This window comes from Variovorax sp. dw_954, from assembly GCF_018449755.1.
Lineage (GTDB): Bacteria > Pseudomonadota > Gammaproteobacteria > Burkholderiales > Burkholderiaceae_C > Variovorax.
The window spans coordinates 1-18,229 of record NZ_JAAVVD010000018.1 but is presented as its reverse complement, the minus strand read 5'-3'; the positions used below and the strand labels follow the sequence as shown (position 1 = coordinate 18,229).

The 18,229-nt window shown below is 64.6% G+C and carries 14 protein-coding genes and 2 pseudogenes; 4 read left to right on the top strand and 12 right to left on the bottom strand.

The genetic code is table 11. The annotated features are described in order from the left end of the window. Positions 1-51: 51 nt before the first annotated feature. From HB681_RS24585 to HB681_RS24555, 6 genes and pseudogenes are all read right to left on the bottom strand, one after another. Complete coding sequence (locus tag HB681_RS24585; protein ID WP_213957493.1) at positions 52-435, bottom strand: hypothetical protein; 384 nt, start codon at positions 433-435, stop codon at positions 52-54. 139 nt (positions 436-574) lie between these two features. Next, positions 575-922 (bottom strand): DUF2958 domain-containing protein, encoded by a 348-nt coding sequence (locus HB681_RS24580; protein ID WP_213957640.1) that lies wholly within the window; start codon positions 920-922, stop codon positions 575-577. 634 nt (positions 923-1,556) lie between these two features. Beyond that, positions 1,557-2,504, bottom strand: a complete 948-nt coding sequence (locus HB681_RS24570; RefSeq protein WP_213957492.1) for an H-NS histone family protein — start codon at positions 2,502-2,504, stop codon at positions 1,557-1,559. 142 nt (positions 2,505-2,646) lie between these two features. Further along, positions 2,647-3,768: a zincin-like metallopeptidase domain-containing protein gene (locus tag HB681_RS24565; RefSeq protein WP_256735087.1), complete on the bottom strand. Its 1,122-nt coding sequence runs from the start codon at positions 3,766-3,768 to the stop codon at positions 2,647-2,649. Between the two features lie 600 nt (positions 3,769-4,368). Next, positions 4,369-4,788: pseudogene (radC, locus tag HB681_RS24560) on the bottom strand (DNA repair protein RadC); the annotation flags it as partial. Between the two features lie 927 nt (positions 4,789-5,715). Beyond that, positions 5,716-6,024: a hypothetical protein gene (locus HB681_RS24555; RefSeq protein ID WP_213957490.1), complete on the bottom strand. Its 309-nt coding sequence runs from the start codon at positions 6,022-6,024 to the stop codon at positions 5,716-5,718. Between the two features lie 343 nt (positions 6,025-6,367). Here HB681_RS24555 and HB681_RS24550 point away from each other — a divergent pair, with 343 nt between their 5' ends. The 3 genes from HB681_RS24550 (at position 6,368) to HB681_RS24540 (ending at position 10,588) form a co-directional block, all read left to right on the top strand. Beyond that, a complete protein-coding gene (locus tag HB681_RS24550) occupies positions 6,368-7,498 on the top strand; it encodes a PDDEXK nuclease domain-containing protein (RefSeq protein ID WP_345944739.1) in 1,131 nt (376 codons plus the stop codon). 568 nt (positions 7,499-8,066) lie between these two features. After that, entirely contained in the window at positions 8,067-10,283 is a 2,217-nt protein-coding gene (locus tag HB681_RS24545; RefSeq protein WP_213957489.1) for a helicase C-terminal domain-containing protein, read from the top strand. Between the two features lie 86 nt (positions 10,284-10,369). Next, positions 10,370-10,588: a hypothetical protein gene (locus tag HB681_RS24540; protein ID WP_213957488.1), complete on the top strand. Its 219-nt coding sequence runs from the start codon at positions 10,370-10,372 to the stop codon at positions 10,586-10,588. 39 nt (positions 10,589-10,627) lie between these two features. Here HB681_RS24540 and HB681_RS24535 read toward each other — a convergent pair whose 3' ends face one another. The 6 genes and pseudogenes from HB681_RS24535 to HB681_RS24505 form a co-directional block, all read right to left on the bottom strand. Next, the gene (locus HB681_RS24535) at positions 10,628-10,966 is read right to left on the bottom strand and encodes a hypothetical protein (protein WP_213957487.1); all 339 of its coding nucleotides are present in this window, start codon (positions 10,964-10,966) and stop codon (positions 10,628-10,630) included. A 542-nt stretch (positions 10,967-11,508) separates the two neighbouring features. Further along, positions 11,509-14,154: pseudogene (ligD, locus tag HB681_RS38805) on the bottom strand (DNA ligase D). A gap of 24 nt (positions 14,155-14,178) precedes the next feature. Beyond that, complete coding sequence (locus HB681_RS24520; protein WP_213957484.1) at positions 14,179-14,355, bottom strand: DUF3606 domain-containing protein; 177 nt, start codon at positions 14,353-14,355, stop codon at positions 14,179-14,181. A 404-nt stretch (positions 14,356-14,759) separates the two neighbouring features. Next, positions 14,760-15,707 (bottom strand): Ku protein, encoded by a 948-nt coding sequence (locus HB681_RS24515; RefSeq protein WP_213957483.1) that lies wholly within the window; start codon positions 15,705-15,707, stop codon positions 14,760-14,762. Between the two features lie 27 nt (positions 15,708-15,734). Continuing rightward, positions 15,735-16,160, bottom strand: coding sequence for a hypothetical protein (locus HB681_RS24510; protein ID WP_213957482.1), 426 nt, complete (start codon positions 16,158-16,160; stop codon positions 15,735-15,737). Between the two features lie 778 nt (positions 16,161-16,938). Next, positions 16,939-17,160, bottom strand: coding sequence for a hypothetical protein (locus tag HB681_RS24505; RefSeq protein ID WP_213957481.1), 222 nt, complete (start codon positions 17,158-17,160; stop codon positions 16,939-16,941). A gap of 64 nt (positions 17,161-17,224) precedes the next feature. Between HB681_RS24505 and HB681_RS24500 the strand changes: the two genes are divergently transcribed. After that, positions 17,225-18,229 (top strand): PHP domain-containing protein (locus tag HB681_RS24500; protein ID WP_213957480.1); only part of this gene is annotated, 1,005 nt, incomplete at its 3' end.

Below are 18,229 nucleotides of genomic sequence, written 5' to 3'. Positions count from 1 at the left end.
GGCGCCCAGGGTATCGGGGATCAAGGTGCGAGTGAACAGCAGCAATCGCTATCAAGTGCCGTGAAAGACCAGCGCTACCTCCTTCGCAAGATCACAATCAAGATCCATCCTGATCCCCGCATCCAGGCTGAGAGCTGGAACAGCACTTGCAAGGGCCAGGACATGCTGAGCACGGAACAGAAAGCAGTGATTCTTCGAAAGGCAGGCATGACCGTGCCGCCCTTTCCGCGCCGGCACCCACAGCCCCAGAATGGCGACCAGGCCGGCGAGGCGCCAGCCTCGCATCGGCAGCTTGTCGCCGGCAACGGCGACAGCCGGGACGCGGCAGAGGATACGCAGGAAGCCGCCTTCGATGCATGGATCCAGGCTGTCGACAAGCTCTACGCCGACTACGCGCTCGCGCGCGCGGCGCACAGCCTGCGTGAAGCCGAACATGCGCGACTCCGCGGGGGTTCGTAGAAGCGGTCGCGCCGCAGGCGCTTCGCGGCCCGTCCCGGACCCCGACACGGGGTCAGGCGAGGGTCGCTGAAGGCCGCCGGCGCAGGCCGGCGGCGCAGCACCGGCGGCTTTGCGGCTACGCCTGGATGCGCCCCTGCAGCCTGGCTTCGTGAGCGTAGGCACTCAAGGGCTTGTCCGCACGGAAATGCAGGTCCTGCTGGATGGGACGGTTCATCAGACCCCGCAACGCATCGAGCGCAGAGAGCTCAACGCAGCCGAGCTCCGGGCACCCCAGGCCAAGATCCATGAGCCCGAATGCAATTTCGCCGGCTTCATCCAGTTCGGTGAGCAGCCAGGTGGCGCCGGCATCGGGCGTGAAAAGCTTGACGACCGGCAGCGGATCGAAGTCTTCCTGCACTTGAGCCTTGCGGCCATTGGCGATCAGCAGTGCGCGCTGCGCGTCGGAGATGAAGGATGCAATCATGATGAACTCCTGGAACGGTTGCGGGCGGGATTGCCCGAGACCGTCGGAGGTCACGTCGCAGCGCAAGCGGTCAAGGTTCGAAGACGGCCGCAGGCCGCAAGCGCACGCTGTGCGCGCAGACCTTGAAGGCGAGCACGACGTGGCACGCTGCAGGGAACAGCAAGGCCACCCCCAACACCCAGACCGGGACTTGTCTGTTTGATGCAAGAAGTCGCTGCGCGCTATAAGCCTGCCGTGATGGACAACAGCGCGATCATCCGCTTCCGGCTCGCCCGCCAGATCGTTCGTATCGCCCAATGCGGACAATGCACGCGGTATCGAGTTGCCCGACATCATGCGGATGATGGTCGCCAAGGCCGTGCGCATCGGCAACCCGGCGCTTTGCGCCGGAAGAGGGCGAACGGATCTGCGACACATGCGTCGGGCTTGATGTCCTCGCGAACGCAAAGCCAGCCGACAACCCGGTGGCAACGATCGTCGTAGCGCAGCCAGGCGCCGGAGTGTCGAGCGCCGCAGCCCTGCTGCGGCGCGAGTTGGTGAGCACGGCAGGAGCCGCGGCGCACCTGTCGGCTGAGCGACTGCGCGCTTATCTTTACGAACACCGAGCAGTCTCACCGAAGGTCAAGACACGGGATCAAACTGCAATGGAAGCTTCCGCCGCGGGCGAAACAGGAAGCGTGGCTTCCGCGGTTTCGGGCAAGACTGCGGCAGCAGTCGTTGCGGCCGACGCAATCTTGCGTGCCGGCAATGACTTCTTCGAAGCCGCAACCTTGCGCGCTGCTGCATTCTTCGATGCAGCTTTCCTGGCTGCCTTCTTCGCAACGGTCTTGACCACCTTCTTTGCCGCGGTCTTGGCGCCGGCGTCCTGGGTACTTGCCCCGACCTTCTCGGCAAGCGTCTTCTTGGCCGCGGACTTCTTCACGGCGACCTTCTTCGCGACGGCCTTCTGGACCGGAGCCTTCGTTTCAGTCTTGGCCGCGGCCGCGGTCGGCGCCGCGGCGGCGCTCGATTCGGCGGCGGCCTTCTTTGCGGCGGCCTTCTTTGCGGCGGCTTTCTTCGCCGCTGGCTTTTTGGTCGCAACCTTCTTGGACGCAGCGGCCTCAATCGACGGCGTTGCGGATGCGGCGACGCTCGATGCATTGCCAGTCGACTTCTTTGCAGCAGCCTTCGGCACGCGAGCGGCGACTGCCGATGCGGGTGCGTCCGGCGTCGGAGTCGCACTGGTCAGGAAGCTTTCGAGAGTCTTTCCGGCTTCCAGCGCCGCGCGCAACCAGGCGGGCCGCGGGCCGCGGCCTCCCCACTGGTTGCCTTGGCCGTCGCTGTATTTCGCGGCACTCTCTGCAGCAGCGGGCAGGGTCGCGCTCGCCTTCTTCGCCGCGCGCTTCGAAACGGCAGCGTGCTGGGTCGGCACGCTGTCAGCCGCGCCGGAGGCGAACTTGAGATCCGCTGCGGAGAGTCCGAATTTGGCGATCAAGTCGTTGATCCTGGCAACAGCGCCCTGGGACTCAATGCCCCGCTGTTTGTCGGCAGCAGCCTGAAGGACGGCAATTTCGCGCAGCAGTTGAGCGTGTGTCTTGGTCATGAGGAAACAGAAGGTTGAAGGTGCGCAAGTCTAATGACTTTCTGCGTAGGACAGTAATTGGCCGAGTCTCAATACCTGGCACGTTAATTCACAATCGGCCCGAAGGCAGAACAATAGCCAGCAATTAGCCCTCGCTGTCCGGCTATGGCAACTCTCGCGCCAATATGAATTCGTACGCTTCGCCCGCGTGGCGCGCGGCCGTGAAGATGGCCGTGCGGTCGTTGCGCAGCACCTGCAGCCAACTGTCCAGATAGGCGGCATGTCCTTCGATGGTGGCATCCACGAGTCCGATATGGCCGAGCACGAAGGCGCAGCCGAGTTCTGCCACCAATTCCTCGAACGCATAGGCCGCATCGCCGAAGCGTTGTCCGAAGCTGCGGTTCAGGCGCGTTTCATGTCCCGTCCAATGGACCAGTTCATGAAGAGCGGTCGCGCAGTAGGCCTCGGGACTGGTGAAGCACTCGATATCGGGCATCAGGATGCGATCGGCACCCGGGGAGTAGGCCGCGCGCAGGTAGCGGTGCTCGATCCTGGCTTGGCAGCCGCCGATGAAGCGCATGGCACCTTCGATCGGCGAGCGGTCCGCCCACGCCTTGCGTTCTTGCAACTCGTGCGGCGCGGGCGCTGGCAGACCATCGATCTGGGCCACGTTGAAGAGCCAGAACGGCATGCAAAGCAGCATGCTGGAGCGGCCGGCATTGCCGCTATTGCCGCTATTGCCACCATTGGCGCTATCGCCTGCACCGCCCTCCCCTTCTCCATGGGACTCGCCGATTCCGCCGGCGTCCCTGTCGGAATCGTTCTGATGGCCCGACGCTTTGCGTTCGAAGTGCGCGCACAGCACCGCACGTTCGCCCCTGCGCACTTGCGCGCCCATGCTGGCCGCCTGCTTGTAGGTCAGCCACACGTTGGACGCGTAGCCGTGCTCGATGGCGGCGTCCCACAGCAGCAGCACGTTGGCGCCGTGGTACGGCGCACCGGTCTTGCCATTGCGCGGCATGCCGCGCGAGGCGCCATGCGTCCAGCGCTCCCGGAACACGTTGCCGCCCTTCTCCAGCATCGCGATGATGCGGTCCGTGATCGCCTGCCGCACATCCATGCGCCCCTTGCCCTGACCGGCCGGCTTCCTGTCTTCAACAAGGCCTGCTTTGGGTGAGTCCTCGGGGGGTACGGGGGGAAAGCCCGTGGCAGCCTGGCTGTTCGGGATGTCGCGGCTGTTGCGGCTGTACGCATCGCGCTGACGGGAGGATTCAAGTGCACGCATGGTGGGTCCTTTCTGCGGGGTGTGCCGCGTCGGTGGAAGATCTGCTTTCGGAGCCGCCTCGGCGCATGGAAAGCGAGCAGCAAGGGCCGATGTCCGGGGACCGCCCGGAGGCCGCAGCCGAGTGAAGCGAGGACCGGGTGAGGACGGTGGCGCAGCCCTTGCCCTGGACAGCGGCCCGTGCGAGCTATGCGTCGATGAAGAGGTGGCTTTGAAAGCAGATCCACCGGCGTGCCCCACGACAGCCATGCGTGCCCCCACGCGTGCCACCCTCTGTCAGCGCCGCGGCCGCAGGGCCGCGACCCGGTCGTCCTCCGCCGTGCGGAGGCTCAAACACCCATCGATGCGAGGGACGGCCGCGCGGCGCGCGGCCTGATCAAAGCCCAGCGCGCCCAGCGCGCCATGCAGGGTCAATTGATGACTTGCCGCGGCAGGCCCCGCGGCGAGTCTCCAGTCCTTGACGCCGCGATGCGGCGATCGCTTCAAGGTGGAACAGCCAACGATTCGTCGCCGGTACCCCAGTACCGGCCGCGCTGACCGATGCACCGCACGCAGTGCGCTGGACACGCGAAATGGAAAAAAAGGGGCCGAAGCCCCGCGCTGCTACAGCAGCCCGCTCTCCGCGAAAGACTTCGAGCGTCCGCCGGCCACGACGATGTGGTCGAGCACCCGCACGTCGATCAATGTCAGCGCGGCCTTGAGTGTCTGCGTCAGCAACTCGTCCGCACGCGACGGATCGGTCGAACCCGACGGGTGGTTGTGCGCGATGATCAATGCGGCGGCGTCGTGATGCAGCGCGCGCTTGAGCACCTCGCGCGGGTAGACGCTGGTCTGGCTCAGCGTGCCGCGGAACAACTCCTCGAACGCGATCAGCGAATGGCGCGAGTCCAGGAAGAGGACCACGAAGCTTTCGTGCGGCTGGCCTGCGAAGTGCAGCTTGAGGAAGTCCGCCACGGCTGTCGGCGTGTCGAACACCGAGCGCGTGGTCAGCTCTTCGCAGAGCAGTTCCTGCGCCAGAGCGAGGCCCGTCGCAAGGCGATGAAAGCTGGGCAGCGCCGATTGACGCGCGCTGTAGGCGAGCTTCTGCAACGAACGGCCGTTGGCCTCGTAGAGCGCATCGGCTTCGGCGCCGAAGAAGGGACGCAGTGCGTCGACAATGCGTTGCTGGCGAATGCTGAGATCGGAAGAAGCGGCGGAAGCAGTCATGGTGAACTCCTGTGGACGACACAGGCGGGATTGCCTGCGTGGCCCCGGATCACCCCGTCGCAGCGCAGCGCTCAAGGTCGCCGCAGGCGCGCGGCACGCGCCGAGCACGCGTAGCGCGCGCAGGGCCTTGAACGCGAGAACGATGGGGTAGCGTGAGGGCTCACAGGCAAGCCCTCCCCCGCCCTCAACAGACACCCCGGATGTCTTTGCTATCGCTCTTCTGCGTCAGGGATACGCAAGGCGGCCGCAGGCCGTCCCGAAGGGATGAGCGCGACGGCGCGAACCTGGAGCAGCCCGGCCGGCGCAGCCGGAGACGCCCTGCACCTCTCTACCAATGCCTGTGGGTCACGAAGTGCGCGGATCCAGCCGGTCGCGCGAACCCGCGAGCGCGACGCTCACCGGACATTCAGCCGGAGTCAATGAGACGACTTTCAAACGTGAAAGGCATTCATGGCGCGCTTTCCGAGGGGCGTTTTCAGGCCCCTCCTCTTGTGGATTCCACTGGATCAGGTCCGAGCAACAATCTTGCAATGGTTCAGCTGTCGAAGCTCAATTCGTCACTCGGAAAGCCCGGTGCGCTGTCTCACTATGCGAATGTCATCAAGGGTCGCGGGCAGCAGCGCGGTGCGACAGTGCAGATCGTCCAGGCGGAACTCACGGTTGGAGACCAGCACGAAGTGTTCTTCGTGGCCGGCATCAACTCATCCGCGCGCCAGGGATTCACGTCAGCTCAACTTGAACTGCTCAGGCTTTGGGACGTGCGCGTGGCGCCCTGCATTGCGGGGGATGAAGAAGGGCCCGCACGCGGAAGAGAACATTGGCGCTTACCTGCACGCCATCGGCGCGCGCGGCGTTCGCTGGAGCCAGGCTGTTGTCGGCCAGCACTACGATACGAGGCGCGGTTCTCGCGCCTACGTTTGCCAGGCGTGCCAGCGCTTCATCGAGCTTGTCGGAGGCACGATCGAGCATCCCCACCATCTGCGTCGCTAGTCTGCGCACGGCGGCAGCGCCGACGCTGGCTGAGGCGCTGAAGAGGATTGGCGTGCGGGTCATCGACCACGTCGTCGAAAGGCTTCGTCGTGCCCTACCTCGATACCCGTCATTGAGGAACGACAGGATGCCCCTCCCCCTGCCCTCCGGCCGCACGGCAGTCCGGCCCTGCCAAGCTTTCGGACCGGCGCAGCCGGGAGGGCCCGTTGCGCTCCATGCATGAGTCGCGACGTCCACCAGGAGAGCGGCCGTTGTCCAACCGGGCAGAGCATCCCGAGTTTCAGATGGGCGCCCAAAGTGGCAATTCGCCGGCGGGCGGATGCCGTTCCAGCGCGCCGCAACACACGCGTCGACACCGAGACGATCGTTGCGTACTTCACTATCCGTATGGCATTACATTTTCCGGGTGCCTACCTCCGCTCCCACCCTGTTCAACTACTCCCGCTTCATCGATGATCTGAAACGTCGCATCAATGGTGCGCGGTTGTCTGCCGCGCGCGCTGTCAACGCTGAGTTGGTAGCGTTGTATTGGGACATCGGGCGTGCCATTCGCGAGCAACAGGCGACCCGCGGATGGGGTGACGGTGTCGTGGATCGACTCGCGCGTGATCTCAAGATGTCGTTTCCCGGGACGACTGGCTTCTCTGCCGCCAGCCTCTGGCGGATGCGCCAGTTTCACCAGGCCTACAGTGCGCCTGAGTTTCTCGCACAGCTTGTGCGAGAAAGGGAGCGCCTGTCCAAGCGTACGCGCAGCGCGAAAGCCCTCGCTGCGGTCGATGAGCATCAACTCGCACAGGCTGTGCGAGAAATGGTGGAGGGGGTACCTTGGGGCCACCACGTCAATCTGCTGTCCAAGATAGACGATCCCGCGCGTCGGCTGTATTACCTGCAAGCCACCGCGCGCTTTGGATGGAGCCGAAACGTGCTCATCAACCAGATCAAAGCTCAGGCCTTCGAGAGGTCGCTAGCCGAAGGCAAGGTGCACAACTTCGCCCTCGCCCTGCCCGAGCACTTTGCCGAACAGGCCGAGGAGGCACTCAAGAGCAGCTACAACCTGGAGTTCCTGGGCATCCGGCGGGAGATCAAGGAGCGTGAGCTGGAGAACCAGCTGATCGCTCGGCTGCGCGACTTCATTCTCGAACTGGGCTACGGGTTCTGCTTCGTCGGGCGCCAGTACCGGCTCACCTTGGGTCGCAAGGAATACTTTATTGACCTGCTTTTCTATCACCGCTTTCTCAAGGCGCTGGTGGCAGTCGAATTGAAGATGGGGCCCTTCGAACCTGAGTTCGCCGGAAAAATGGATTTCTACTTGAACCTGCTCAACGAAAAGGAACGTGCCCCCGACGATGCCCCGTCGATCGGAATCATCCTGTGTGCCGAGAAGGATAACCTGGAGGTCGAGTTTGCGTTGAAGAGCAAGACCAATCCGATTGGCGTGGCAGAGTACCAGCTCCAAGGCAAACTGCCGGCCGAAATGAAGGGCAAGCTGCCCTCCGTACGCCAGCTTCAGGAGGTCCTGCGGTCCACCTTCCCATGATCGGCCGCGCCCACAAGGCAAGCGCGATTGCGGATATGAATCAAGAGGCGCAATGGCGGGAAGCGCAGGGTCGCCAGTTCGCGGCGCGAGCGCTGCGACTGCGCCCGCCGCCTCTCGTCCATGACGAATATCAAACTCCGACTCGCGAGCCGCATTGACCTCTGCAGTCAAATGATCGCAACTCGTGTCGGGCTGCCGCTGGCTTTTTGATGCTATCGCGTCAGCCCGCTGTCCACACATCGTGCGCGCGAACCCGTCGGCCTGAAAGCGCGAGATCCTTGGCCGACGCCCGGCGCGTTCTCGGATGCGACGAATCTGACGCATTCCTTTTGCGCTGGCAACCGTTGTTGCGGCCGGAGTTGTGAAGCAGCACTCGAACACCTCCAAGCCCAGATCTGGTGCTGATGCCGCGATCGATAATTGGTCACATGGGCTCCTCCGCGCCAACGCACACACGTCGATCAGTCAAGGCGTCTGGCGCGTCGGAGGAAGCACTCCCCATCGCTGGCGAGTTGCTCGACAAGGCACGTGAGCGCGTGGAGTTCCTCTACGGCGAGGTGGCCAGGGCATGGCCTGGCTTCATCGCACGCCCGGCCAGCGCCAGATGATGCACGCGGCGCTGCTGACCTTTCTGAGTGCCAGCCTGCCCGAGGGCGAGGTCCGCCCTGGGCATCACCTGGCTTTGCTCGAGGCCGGCACGGGAACCGGGAAGACCGTGGCGTATTGCCTCGCAGCGATCGTGGCGTCGGAACTGCTGGACAAGCCCGTCATTGTCTCCACCGCCACCGTGGCGCTGCAGGAGCAGCTGTTCTTCAAGGACCTGCCGCGATTGGCGGAGGTGATCCCGGACCTGCGCTTCGAACTGCTCAAGGGCCGGGGCCGCTACGTCTGCGAAAGCCGCCTGGACGGCGTGCTGAACGATGTCGCCCAGGACGGCCTGCTCGACGAGGGATCGCAGGCGGCATCCAATGGTCCGGGCTCGCCGCGCCGCAGCGCCCCGCGCGATGCGGACCAGGCGAAGCGCTGGTACGCAAAGGTCGCCAAGTCGTTTCGCAGCGGCAAATGGGACGGCGACATGGACAGCCTGGCGCAACAGCCCGACCCGCAGGACTGGCAAAGGATCCAGGCCAGTGGCAGCGCCTGCAACGGCGGCCAATGCGAGCACTTCAGGACCTGCGCCTTCTTCAAGGCGCGCCGCCGCGCGGCTGCGGCGACGATCCAGGTCGCCAACCACGCACTGATCCTGGCGGCGCTGCAAACGGACAGCGCGCTGGTCGATCCGGCCAACACGCTGTTCGTGTTCGATGAAGCGCATCACCTCCCCGGCATTGCCGGGGAACAGTTCGCCTGCCGTGTCCGGCTCGGCGCCAGCATCAGCTTGCTGGCCAGCCTGCGCGCGCTGGCCAACCGCCACAGCCGGGACCTGCCGGCCTCTACCCGTCCCGATCTGACGGCCTTCGGGCAAGCCATCACCGAATGCACGGACAAGCTCGGCCTGCTGGAGGCGTACTGGACCGACAACCAGCTGGTGAGCGCCGCCAAGCCGGTTCACCGGTTTCTCCAGGGGCGGATTCCCGAGGCACTCATTCCGGAATGCGAGCAACTGGCAACGCTGCTCGGCGCGGTCGCGGCGGTGGTGGAACTCATCGCCAGCGCGTTGAAGGAGCCCGACGAATCGCGCTCCCCTGCGGAGCGCGACGAGCAACTGCGCGTCGGCGTGGAGCTGGGAGCGCACCTGTCCCGGCTCCTGGCCCTGCAACGGCTGTGCAGCGCCTGGGCCACGCACGATGTCGTGGCGTGGGCCAAATGGCTGGAACATGCGCCACCCTCCCCGGCAAGCCTGCCCGCAACCACCCGGGCCATGGGCGGCACGCACGCACTGCCGGCCCTCCCAGACCCGGGCCACGTCGACGCCTGGCTGTGCGCGAGCCCGATGACGCCCGCCCAGTCGCTGTCGCGTGGCTTGTGGAAGAACGTGTGCGCAGCCGTCTGCACTTCCGCCACGCTGACCGCGTGCGGACGCTTCGATTTCTTCGACCGCCTGAGCGGGATGAACCGCTTTCCGGAACGGCGCGTCATGGTGGTCGCGTCGCCGTTCGACTACCGGCGTCAGGGAGAACTGCGCATCGCACCGATGACCCACTCTCCGAAGAGTGCAGATTTTTCAGAAGAGCTGTGCCGCATGTTGCCCACGCTGCTGCGCGAGCACCGGCATGGCCAGCTCGTGCTGTTCACCTCCAGGCGCCAGATGCTGGCCTGCCACGCGGCCTTGCCGGAAGATCTGGCGGCACAAGTTCTGATGCAGGGCGAACGCTCGCGCACCGAGCTCCTCGCCGAGCACGGTCGTCGCGTCGAGCGCGGCCAGCGCAGCATCCTCTTCGGCCTGCAGTCTTTCGGCGAAGGCATCGACCTGCCCGGTCGGCTGTGTGAGCACGTGGTGATCGACAAGCTTCCCTTTACCCCGCCCACCTCGCCCGTGGAAGAAGCACTGGCCGAATGGCTCCATGGTCAGGGGCGTGATGCGTTCGCCGAGATCGCCGTGCCGCGCGCCGCAATGAAGCTGGCCCAGTGGGCAGGTCATGGGGTGCGCACCGTGACCGACCGGGCCGTGGTCACCATCTGCGACACGCGCCTGGTGACGATGCGCTATGGGCGCGATATTCTGGCGGGGCTGCCGCCGTTTCCCGTGATGCGCCCGAAGCAGTTGCCACTGCCCTCAACCTCAACCGGCAGCACGAGCGGGGTTGACGCCGACATGTCTGCCGCGCCGATCCGCATCGCGTAGAGGTGATCCGGCGATCAACGAAGTGGAAGCAACTGACAACGACTGCGCGGACCAGGGCCATCCCAACCAAGCTCATCCGTTTCCTGATGCGTCTGGATGCGGCGCCGCGGCCTGCGACCGGCGAGGACGACGGATCCATCGAGATGGTCCGCCTACTGTGCGACGCGGGGTTGCTGCAGGCGATCCTGCCGCCGTACGATGAAGCGACGAGCACTCATTCCGGCCCCGCATGGGTCATCCGGCTGACCCACGATGGCATCGACGCGGCGCGCGCAGCCCCAGGCGCGGACGGCTCATCGCAGTAGACGACGGGGCGAGTCGGCGCCGCGCCGCCTGGTGAGCACTCAGCAGAATGCTGGGTTCAACAGGTCAACGCCTGCACCCTTGCACTTGATCCATGGCCCTGAGGGATGGCCATCGCCATCCCACTCCAGTAGAGCGGCCTGAGCCTCCAAGCGGTGTTCATAGCAATAACGCCGCTCGTGGCCGACAACATCCATTCCAACGACGATCGCAGTGGTGAAGTTGAAACGCTTCACAGCGCACAACTTCCCTCTGAGCATGCGCAGGTTCGTATATCCGCTTGCCGACAGCGATTCCATCAAACTGGAGGCATCAGTTGCCATGCGCGACTGCGCGCCGCTGGATCTCTGCAAGTGTTCGGAGCTTGGGGTGGATGACATCTTCATCATTGTGACTGCGCCGGGCCGAAGGTTGAAGGTCCCGGTTGAGTCCGCTCGGCAAGGACGTGTTTGATCGATCGCCTACCGTGGACTTCACAGCGCCGACGCTAAAGCGCGCATGCCCTGGCCCCTGCCACATGGCGGTGGCTACTCATGGCCATGCGCTGAGTCCGGCGGCGACCTCATCCGTTGGAGGGCAAGAACTGATTCGGCATGCGCGAAACAGCGTTCACCTCATCGAAGAGGTCATGCAAAAAAGAACCCCCAAAGCCGAGAGCCTTGAGGGCTAATTCCACCAAGCAAAGGTGGAGGAGACATGCGATGCACCACAAGCGGACAAACTTTATCCATCGGCGGGCGACACGATCTCATTCGCAACAAGCGTGCCTGCACATGATCGCGTGCCAGGTCATTGGATCGGTACTTTGTTGTGCGTGCATGGCGCCCTTTGACTGCGCCGCCGTGCTGTCACTCTCGTTTCGGGTCCTCGTGCTCCCATTTGGTATTGCCGAGTCGAGGCCCGCACCACCGCAGCCGATATGTCAGACCTTGAACCCGAGGACACGCATGGGCTTGACCAGGGACTGTTTCGCCTTCCAGTAGTCGGCCCAAGGGTCGACCTTCTGGAACGACAAATGTTCTCGCGCGGTGGCAATGGTCCATTGCGCGCCACTCGTCAGATGCTGCAGCTCCTCCCATGCAATGGGCATGGAGACGCCGAGACCCGGCCGCGCGCGAGCCGAGAACGCCACCGCAGTCGTGGCCCCATGGCCATTGCGGAGATAGTCCACGAAGAGCTTCCCCACGCGATTAGCGGGCCCGCTCTTGGCGACGAAGCGCGACGGGATGGTCTTCGCCAGATGCTGGACGATCGCCTTGGAAAATGCATTGACAGCGTCGTAGTCCACGCGCGGTGCCAGCGGCACCACCACATGCAGCTCCTTGCCGCCGCTGGTTTTCAACCAAGACTTCAGCCCCAGTTCGTGCAGCAGGTCATGCGTGAGGACCGCCGCCTCCTGCACATGTGCCCACGACGTGCCCTCGCCAGGGTCGAGATCGAAGATCATGCGGTCGGGCTGGTCAATGGCCTTCTTGGTGGAGTTCCAGGTGTGGAACTCGATGACGTTGAGTTGCGCCGCACTGGCGAGCGCCTGGGCGTTCGCGACCTCGAGCAGCGAAGCATGGCCGGGCCACAACGACGCGTCCAGCTCCGTGATGCCGGGGATGCCGGGGATGCCGATCTTCTCGCCGTGCTTCTGGAAGAAAAGCTGGCCGGCAACGCCCTGGGGGCCACGCACCAGCGACACCGGTCGCCCCTTGAGGTGCGGCAGGATGAAGTCGGACACCGACTCGTAGTAGCGCACGAGGTCCAGCTTGGTGAGTCCGGTGGAGGCATCGATAACGCGATCCGCGTTGCTGACCCTGATCCCGACGGAAGATGGCTTGCCCTTCGCTTTCTGGCCAGGCGATGTCGCAGCGGCCGTGTTGTCGACGAACTTCGCCGTCTCGCGCACGATGAGGCGCGCCGGTTTGTCGCTGCGCAGGCCCAGGTACGACGCATGGCGGACCTGGCCGTCCGGTGTTCATTCGGCAAAGGCCACCTCGGCCACGAGCTTGGGCTCGACCCACCGCTCGGCGTGGGCGACACGCCGAGACCATCGCCCTGGCTTGGCGGGCCCGGCAGCGAACGGCGAGGTCTTGATCTGCAGCGGCGCGAGCTTGTCCTTCAATTCGCGCGCCGTCTGCACGTCCCAGCCAGTGCCGACGCTTCTCGCGGCAACCAGCTTGCCGTCGGGCGCGTGGACGCCGAGGAGCAGGCTCCCCACCTGCGCCGCGTTGTCGCTGCGCTCGGTGTAGCCGGCCACGACGAATTCCTGTCGCAGCTTGCATTTGAGCTTGAGCCAGGCGTCGGATCGGCGCGAGACGTATGGTGCATCCGCACGCTTGGCGATGAGCCCTTCGAGTTTCAGGCGACAAGGCGAGGCAAGGATCGACGCCGGATCGCCTTCGAAGTCCGCGCTGTAGCGCACGTGCTCGGTTGCGTTTTCGTCGAGGAAGGCCTTGAGCAATGCGCGGCGCTCGCGCTGCGTGACAGCGCGCAGGTCATACCCCTCGAAGAACGGGACGTCGAACAGGAAGAACACGATCTGGTCGGCGCCGCGCCCGCGGTCGAAGGCATTCTGCAGCGCGTTGAAGTCGGGCGAGCCAGTTGGCCCCAACACCACGATTTCGCCGTCAAGGAAGCCGGAGGTCATGCCCAACTGCTCAAGTTCGCCGATCAAGGTCGGCATCTTCGACGACCAGTCGTGGCCTCCGCGCGTGATCAAACGCGCGTGGCCGTTGTCGATGCGTGCCATGAGGCGGTAGCCATCGAACTTGATCTCGTAGATCCATTCACCGGCACGTGGCACGCCGGCGGCGAGTGTTGCAAGCTGCGGCGTGAGCTTCTCGGGCAGCGCTGCCTTGACGGCACCCGCTGCCTGCGCGCTGATGCCCTCCCCCTCCCCTGCCCCTGCCCCTGCCCCTGCCCTTGCCCTTGCCCTTGCCCTTGCCCTTGCCCCTTCCCCCACTCTCTCTGCCAGCGAAGGCACAGCCGAAGCGAATCTCACGGGCTTCTTCTTGCCGCGTACCGTCGAGGGCTTGGTGATGACGCTGTCGGGCAGCGCCATCACCACGTCGTACTCGGCCTTTGGGCGCGCAAACGCGTCCCGCTTCTTGAACAGAATCCAGGGTTCCTGCTTCTCGCCGCCCTTGGCGATCTTCACGAGCTCCCAGAGGCCGTGCAGCTTCTCACCGTGCAGTTTGAAGAGCACCTTGCCCACGGCCAAGCCGTCGCGCGGATCGCCGACCGGCTCCCACGTTCCACGATCCCACACGATGACCTCTCCCGCGCCGTACTGCTTCGGCGGGATCGTGCCTTCGAAGGAACCATAGGACAGTGGATGGTCTGCCACGTGTATGGCCATGCGCTTGTCGCTCGGGTCGAAGCTCGGTCCCTTGGGCACCGCCCAGGAGACCAGGACCCCGTCGAGCTCGAGACGGAAGTCATAGTGCAGCCGGCTCGCCGCGTGCTTCTGGACCACGAAGGTCAGGGCACCCTGGCGATGTTCGCCGCGCGGCTCGGCCGTGATGCCGAAGTCGCGCTTGGCCCAGTAGCGCGCCAGCGGGTCGATGCGCTTTTGAGCCACGGCGCTGCGGCAACGCCGCGCTGCCTATTTCTGGGCCAGGTGTTGGCGCACCGCATCGGCCGAGTTGCCAACGGCCTTCACGGCGGCCCTGAGTTGCTCCGGCGTGCAGCCCAGGCTTTTGCACCAGTCGCGAAGCTCGTAGTCTTCCTTCAGGCTGATCAGCTTGCGGTCTTGGCCGGTCTTTGTGGTGTCGTCGCTCATCGAAGTCTCCGTCTGCGATGGGAGTGCTCAGACTACTGCGGTGGTCCCGGCGACGCTGTAGGCAGCGCCCAAATCTGTGCGGCCGGCAAGTGGCGCTGACAGCCAGGCGCCCGTCGCGCTGCTCTCATGAATGTCGATTGGCGATCACGGCCTCGATGGTGCCGCTCGCTGCTGTTCGGCCGCCCCAGAAGTGCGTCCGATATTCGCCGTCAGGTCGATCCAGGTCTGGTAGTCGATCAACATCAAGCGCCGCCGCGACGCGGGGGTTCGCGTCTTGCGCCTTCGGCGGGCCGGCGCGGGCTGCGCCGGAATCGAAGCCAGATCGGATTGACGAGGTTTGGTTTTCACGAAGGAGGTCCCACTTAGACGGCGTGTCACGTGAGATTGTCGCGATCCACCTCCCCTCACGCCCGGCGCTTCGCGGGTGACGCCGACTTCCTGGCGGAGGTTTTTTTCGCGGTAGCCTTCGCCGACTTCCCCGCGGCGGATGCAGGCTTGGACTCTACCTCTTCGCCCTTCCGTGCCGCGCCCGCCTTGCTGCCCTTCAGGCTGCGTTGCAGCAGTTCGGTCAGATCGATCACGTTGGCATTCTCCTGGGGTGCTTCCTCTTCGGGCTCGATGACCGTTTCAGTGTCCCCCGCTTTCACCTTTTTCTCGACGATTTTCATCACCGCATGCTTGAATTCGTCCTTGAAATCCGCCGGCTCCCACCGTCCGGACATCTCATCGATCAAGCGCTCGGCCATCTTCATCTCCGCTGGCGTGACCTTGGCGCCCTTGGCGCCCTTGACGCCTGCCGCCGGCAGGTCCAGGTCCAGGTCCGCGAGCGATTTCACTTCGTCGCCCCAGCGCAGAAGGTTCAGCACCAGGGCCGGGCCCGAAGGGACCAGGACCGCGAGGTGCTGCTTGGTGGCGATCACCACCTTGGCCAGGCCCACCTTGCCCGTCTTGATGAGCGCCTCGCGCAGCAGCGCGTAGACCTTCTGGCCCTTGTTGACGGGAGCGACATAGTAGGGACGCTCGAGATAGACAAAGGGAATCTCGCTCGACTCGATGAAACGCTGGATCTCGATCGTCTGCGTGGTCCGCGGATAAACGGCCTCGATCTCCTCCGGCGAGATGATCACGTACTTCCCGTCTTCGTACTCGACCCCCTTGACGATGTTCTCCTTGGTGATTTCCTTGCCGGTCTTCTTGTTGATCCGCTTGTAGCCCACGGGATCCATGCTGCGCTTGTCCAGCCAGTCGAAGTCCACTCCTTCCTCGATGGCGGCCGTGTGCAGCCCGACCGGGATGTGCACGAGGCCGAAGGTGATGGCGCCTTTCCAGAGAGTTCTGCTGCCTGCGGCCATGGGGATGGTCCTTGATGCGTAAGGGGATCAGGAGGGCAGTCCGAACCCGAAGGCCGTGGCCTTGTGTCTGGCTTCGGACGTGGAATGCGCTTGCGGCGCGACGGCAACTGAATCGTCCGGCGACTCGGGTTCTTGCGAAGCAGGGGCGGAGTGCACTCGCTCGGCATCCGGCTGCGAGCGCGGACCGATGTCCAGGTCCTCCACCAGCGCCTGCAGTGCGCGCAAACCATCGGCCATCGCCCGACGGTACGTCTTCGCACGAACCTTCGCGCGCTCGACTTCAACGAGCGTGGATGTTGCAGCGACTTCGCTCAAGATCCATTGAAAGGCACCACGTCTCGGCTCCTCGACATGGATGGCCAATCGGCGCAGCGGTCGAATTTTGCGAATCATCGGTAAGCGATAGAGCTCTTTGCGTCTGGCACGGCCGCCAAAGCCGCAGACGAATGCCACTGGCGCCGATCGGGGGCGCCCTCTTCGCTCGACATCAATGTCGCCGCCGATAGTACAACCAACCAGGGAATCGTCGGCCAGCCAAAAGCAGATACCAACGCAGTCGTGGTCAGCGGACCAAGAAGGAGCACAAGTGCTTTAAGCATTCGTTCATGTTGATCCTGGTTGCGCCGGATCGACGTCAGATAAAAGCCTTACCTGTGTTTGCAGTCCACGGTGACGCAGACAGCCCCGACGTGGAGACACTGCCTGACAACCAGCGACGTAGCCACCGCTATCGCGCTGCGCAGCAGGACTGTCGGCGGCGCGCTACCTGACCCTGAATTCCAATCGCCCGTCGGCGCTGCGAAACGTCTCTGGCCCCGTTCTGTCGACAACTTTTCCTGTCGACAGCCTGTACTCCGCGAAGGAAGTCTCGTCTTTGGACGGCTCGCCCGCGGCGATGCTGCTCGCGCCGCGTGGGCCATACCGCAATACGACGTGGCGCTTGCCAACCTGGTCCAAGACTTCAATCTGTTCAGCGACGTGGGTTCGTCCGTGTGACATCGGGGAAACTTGATTTGGGGGCAACAGCATGCTCTCATGTCCCGCGCGATGGGAAGAATGCCAACTGACCCCTGCGGCGGCGGCCATAGGCCGGGGTGTTCGTTCGCGCCGGGGTGAGACGATTGCTGGAGGCTAAAAGTTTCGCGCATGGCCAAAGCACATGGCGAGCATGCAAAGCTTGGGGCGGGACCGGCAGCGCCGCAAAGACTCCCGAAATGGCCCGCCCGGCGCGTCAGTGCCGTGTCGGGTCGCTGCCGATGGGGCGCAGCCATTGCACCGTCGCTTCCATCGGCGACAGCGCGCGCAACACCGGGTCGCGTGCCAGTGCGGCGGCCACGGCTTCGAGCTCGTCGGGATCCACGGTGCGCCAGCGCCACTGCAGCTGATGCGCACAGGCGCCGATCCACAACTGCTCCTGCTGCTGCCGCCGATCGGGATCGAGAAATTCGTCCATGGCCGCATCATACAAAGTTACTGGATGTATGTACAGTTAAGTCTTAGCCCTTTGTCCGTGCTCAGTGATCCCGTCTGACTCGCCTGTACCACCCGCTTATGCCGAGCTGCATTGCCGCTCGAATTTCACCTTTCTGGTCGGTGCCTCGATGCCAGAGGAGCTGGTCCGGCGCGCCGCAGAGAAGCACTACACCGCGCTTGCCCTGACCGATGAGTGCTCCGTATCCGGCGTGGTGCGCGCGCATCTCGAGGCGCGCGAGTGCGGCTTGCACTTCATCGTTGGCAGCGAGATGCTGCTTACCACCGGGAGCGACACCGAATTTGCACGCATCGTGTTCCTGGCGCAGGATCGCCGTGGCTACGGCAACCTGTGCGAGTTGATCACCCTGGCACGCCGCCGGGCCGCCAAGGGCCTTTACAAGGCGCTGGTGGCCGATGTGGAGGGCAAGGCACCCAAGGCCCCGCACCTGGCCGGCATGGGCGGCTGCATCGCCCTCCTCCTGCCCGCTCCCGAGGCCACGGTGGAAAGCCTCTTCGCCCAGGCCATGTGGCTGCGCACATGGTTCGGCGAACGCGCCTGGATCGCCTGCAGCCGTCCGATGGGGATGGACGATGACCTCCGCCTCTGGATCGCAGAACAGGCGTCCGCCCAGGCCGGGGTGCCGATCGTCGCCACCGGTGGCGTGCTGATGCACACGCAAAGCCGCAAGCCCGTGCAGGACGTGCTGACCGCGGTGCGGCTCGGCAAGACGGTGGCGGACTGTGGTTTCGACTTGCTCGCCAACGCGCAGCAGTACCTGCGCGCGCGCTCGGTGCTGCCCGACCTGTTCCCGCCCGCGTGGCTGAAGCAGAGCGTGCGGATCGCGGGCCTGTGCACCTTCAACCTGGAGGAGCTGCGCTACGAGTATCCGCAGGAGATCGTGCCCGAGGGCGAGACACCCGCCTCGCACCTGCGCAAGCTCACCTACGCCGGCACCCTGACGCGCTTTCCGGGTGGACTGCCGGACAAGGTGCGCGCCCAGATCGAGCACGAGCTGGCCATCATCGCGGAGCTCTCCTACGAGCCCTTT

Excerpts from the sequence above, each read along its gene's own strand:
- HB681_RS24545 (WP_213957489.1), top strand. The coding sequence starts at position 8,067 with ATGGCCTGGCTTCATCGCACGCCCGGCCAGCGCCAGATGATGCACGCG.
- HB681_RS24570 (WP_213957492.1), bottom strand. The coding sequence starts at position 2,504 with ATGACCAAGACACACGCTCAACTGCTGCGCGAAATTGCCGTCCTTCAG.
- HB681_RS24505 (WP_213957481.1), bottom strand. The coding sequence starts at position 17,160 with ATGGACGAATTTCTCGATCCCGATCGGCGGCAGCAGCAGGAGCAGTTG.
- HB681_RS24585 (WP_213957493.1), bottom strand. The coding sequence starts at position 435 with ATGTTCGGCTTCACGCAGGCTGTGCGCCGCGCGCGCGAGCGCGTAGTC.
- HB681_RS24565 (WP_256735087.1), bottom strand. The coding sequence starts at position 3,768 with ATGCGTGCACTTGAATCCTCCCGTCAGCGCGATGCGTACAGCCGCAAC.
- HB681_RS24540 (WP_213957488.1), top strand. The coding sequence starts at position 10,370 with ATGCGTCTGGATGCGGCGCCGCGGCCTGCGACCGGCGAGGACGACGGA.
- HB681_RS24515 (WP_213957483.1), bottom strand. The coding sequence starts at position 15,707 with ATGGCCGCAGGCAGCAGAACTCTCTGGAAAGGCGCCATCACCTTCGGC.
- HB681_RS24555 (WP_213957490.1), bottom strand. The coding sequence starts at position 6,024 with ATGACCCGCACGCCAATCCTCTTCAGCGCCTCAGCCAGCGTCGGCGCT.
- HB681_RS24535 (WP_213957487.1), bottom strand. The coding sequence starts at position 10,966 with ATGTCATCCACCCCAAGCTCCGAACACTTGCAGAGATCCAGCGGCGCG.
- HB681_RS24580 (WP_213957640.1), bottom strand. The coding sequence starts at position 922 with ATGATTGCATCCTTCATCTCCGACGCGCAGCGCGCACTGCTGATCGCC.
- HB681_RS24520 (WP_213957484.1), bottom strand. The coding sequence starts at position 14,355 with ATGAGCGACGACACCACAAAGACCGGCCAAGACCGCAAGCTGATCAGC.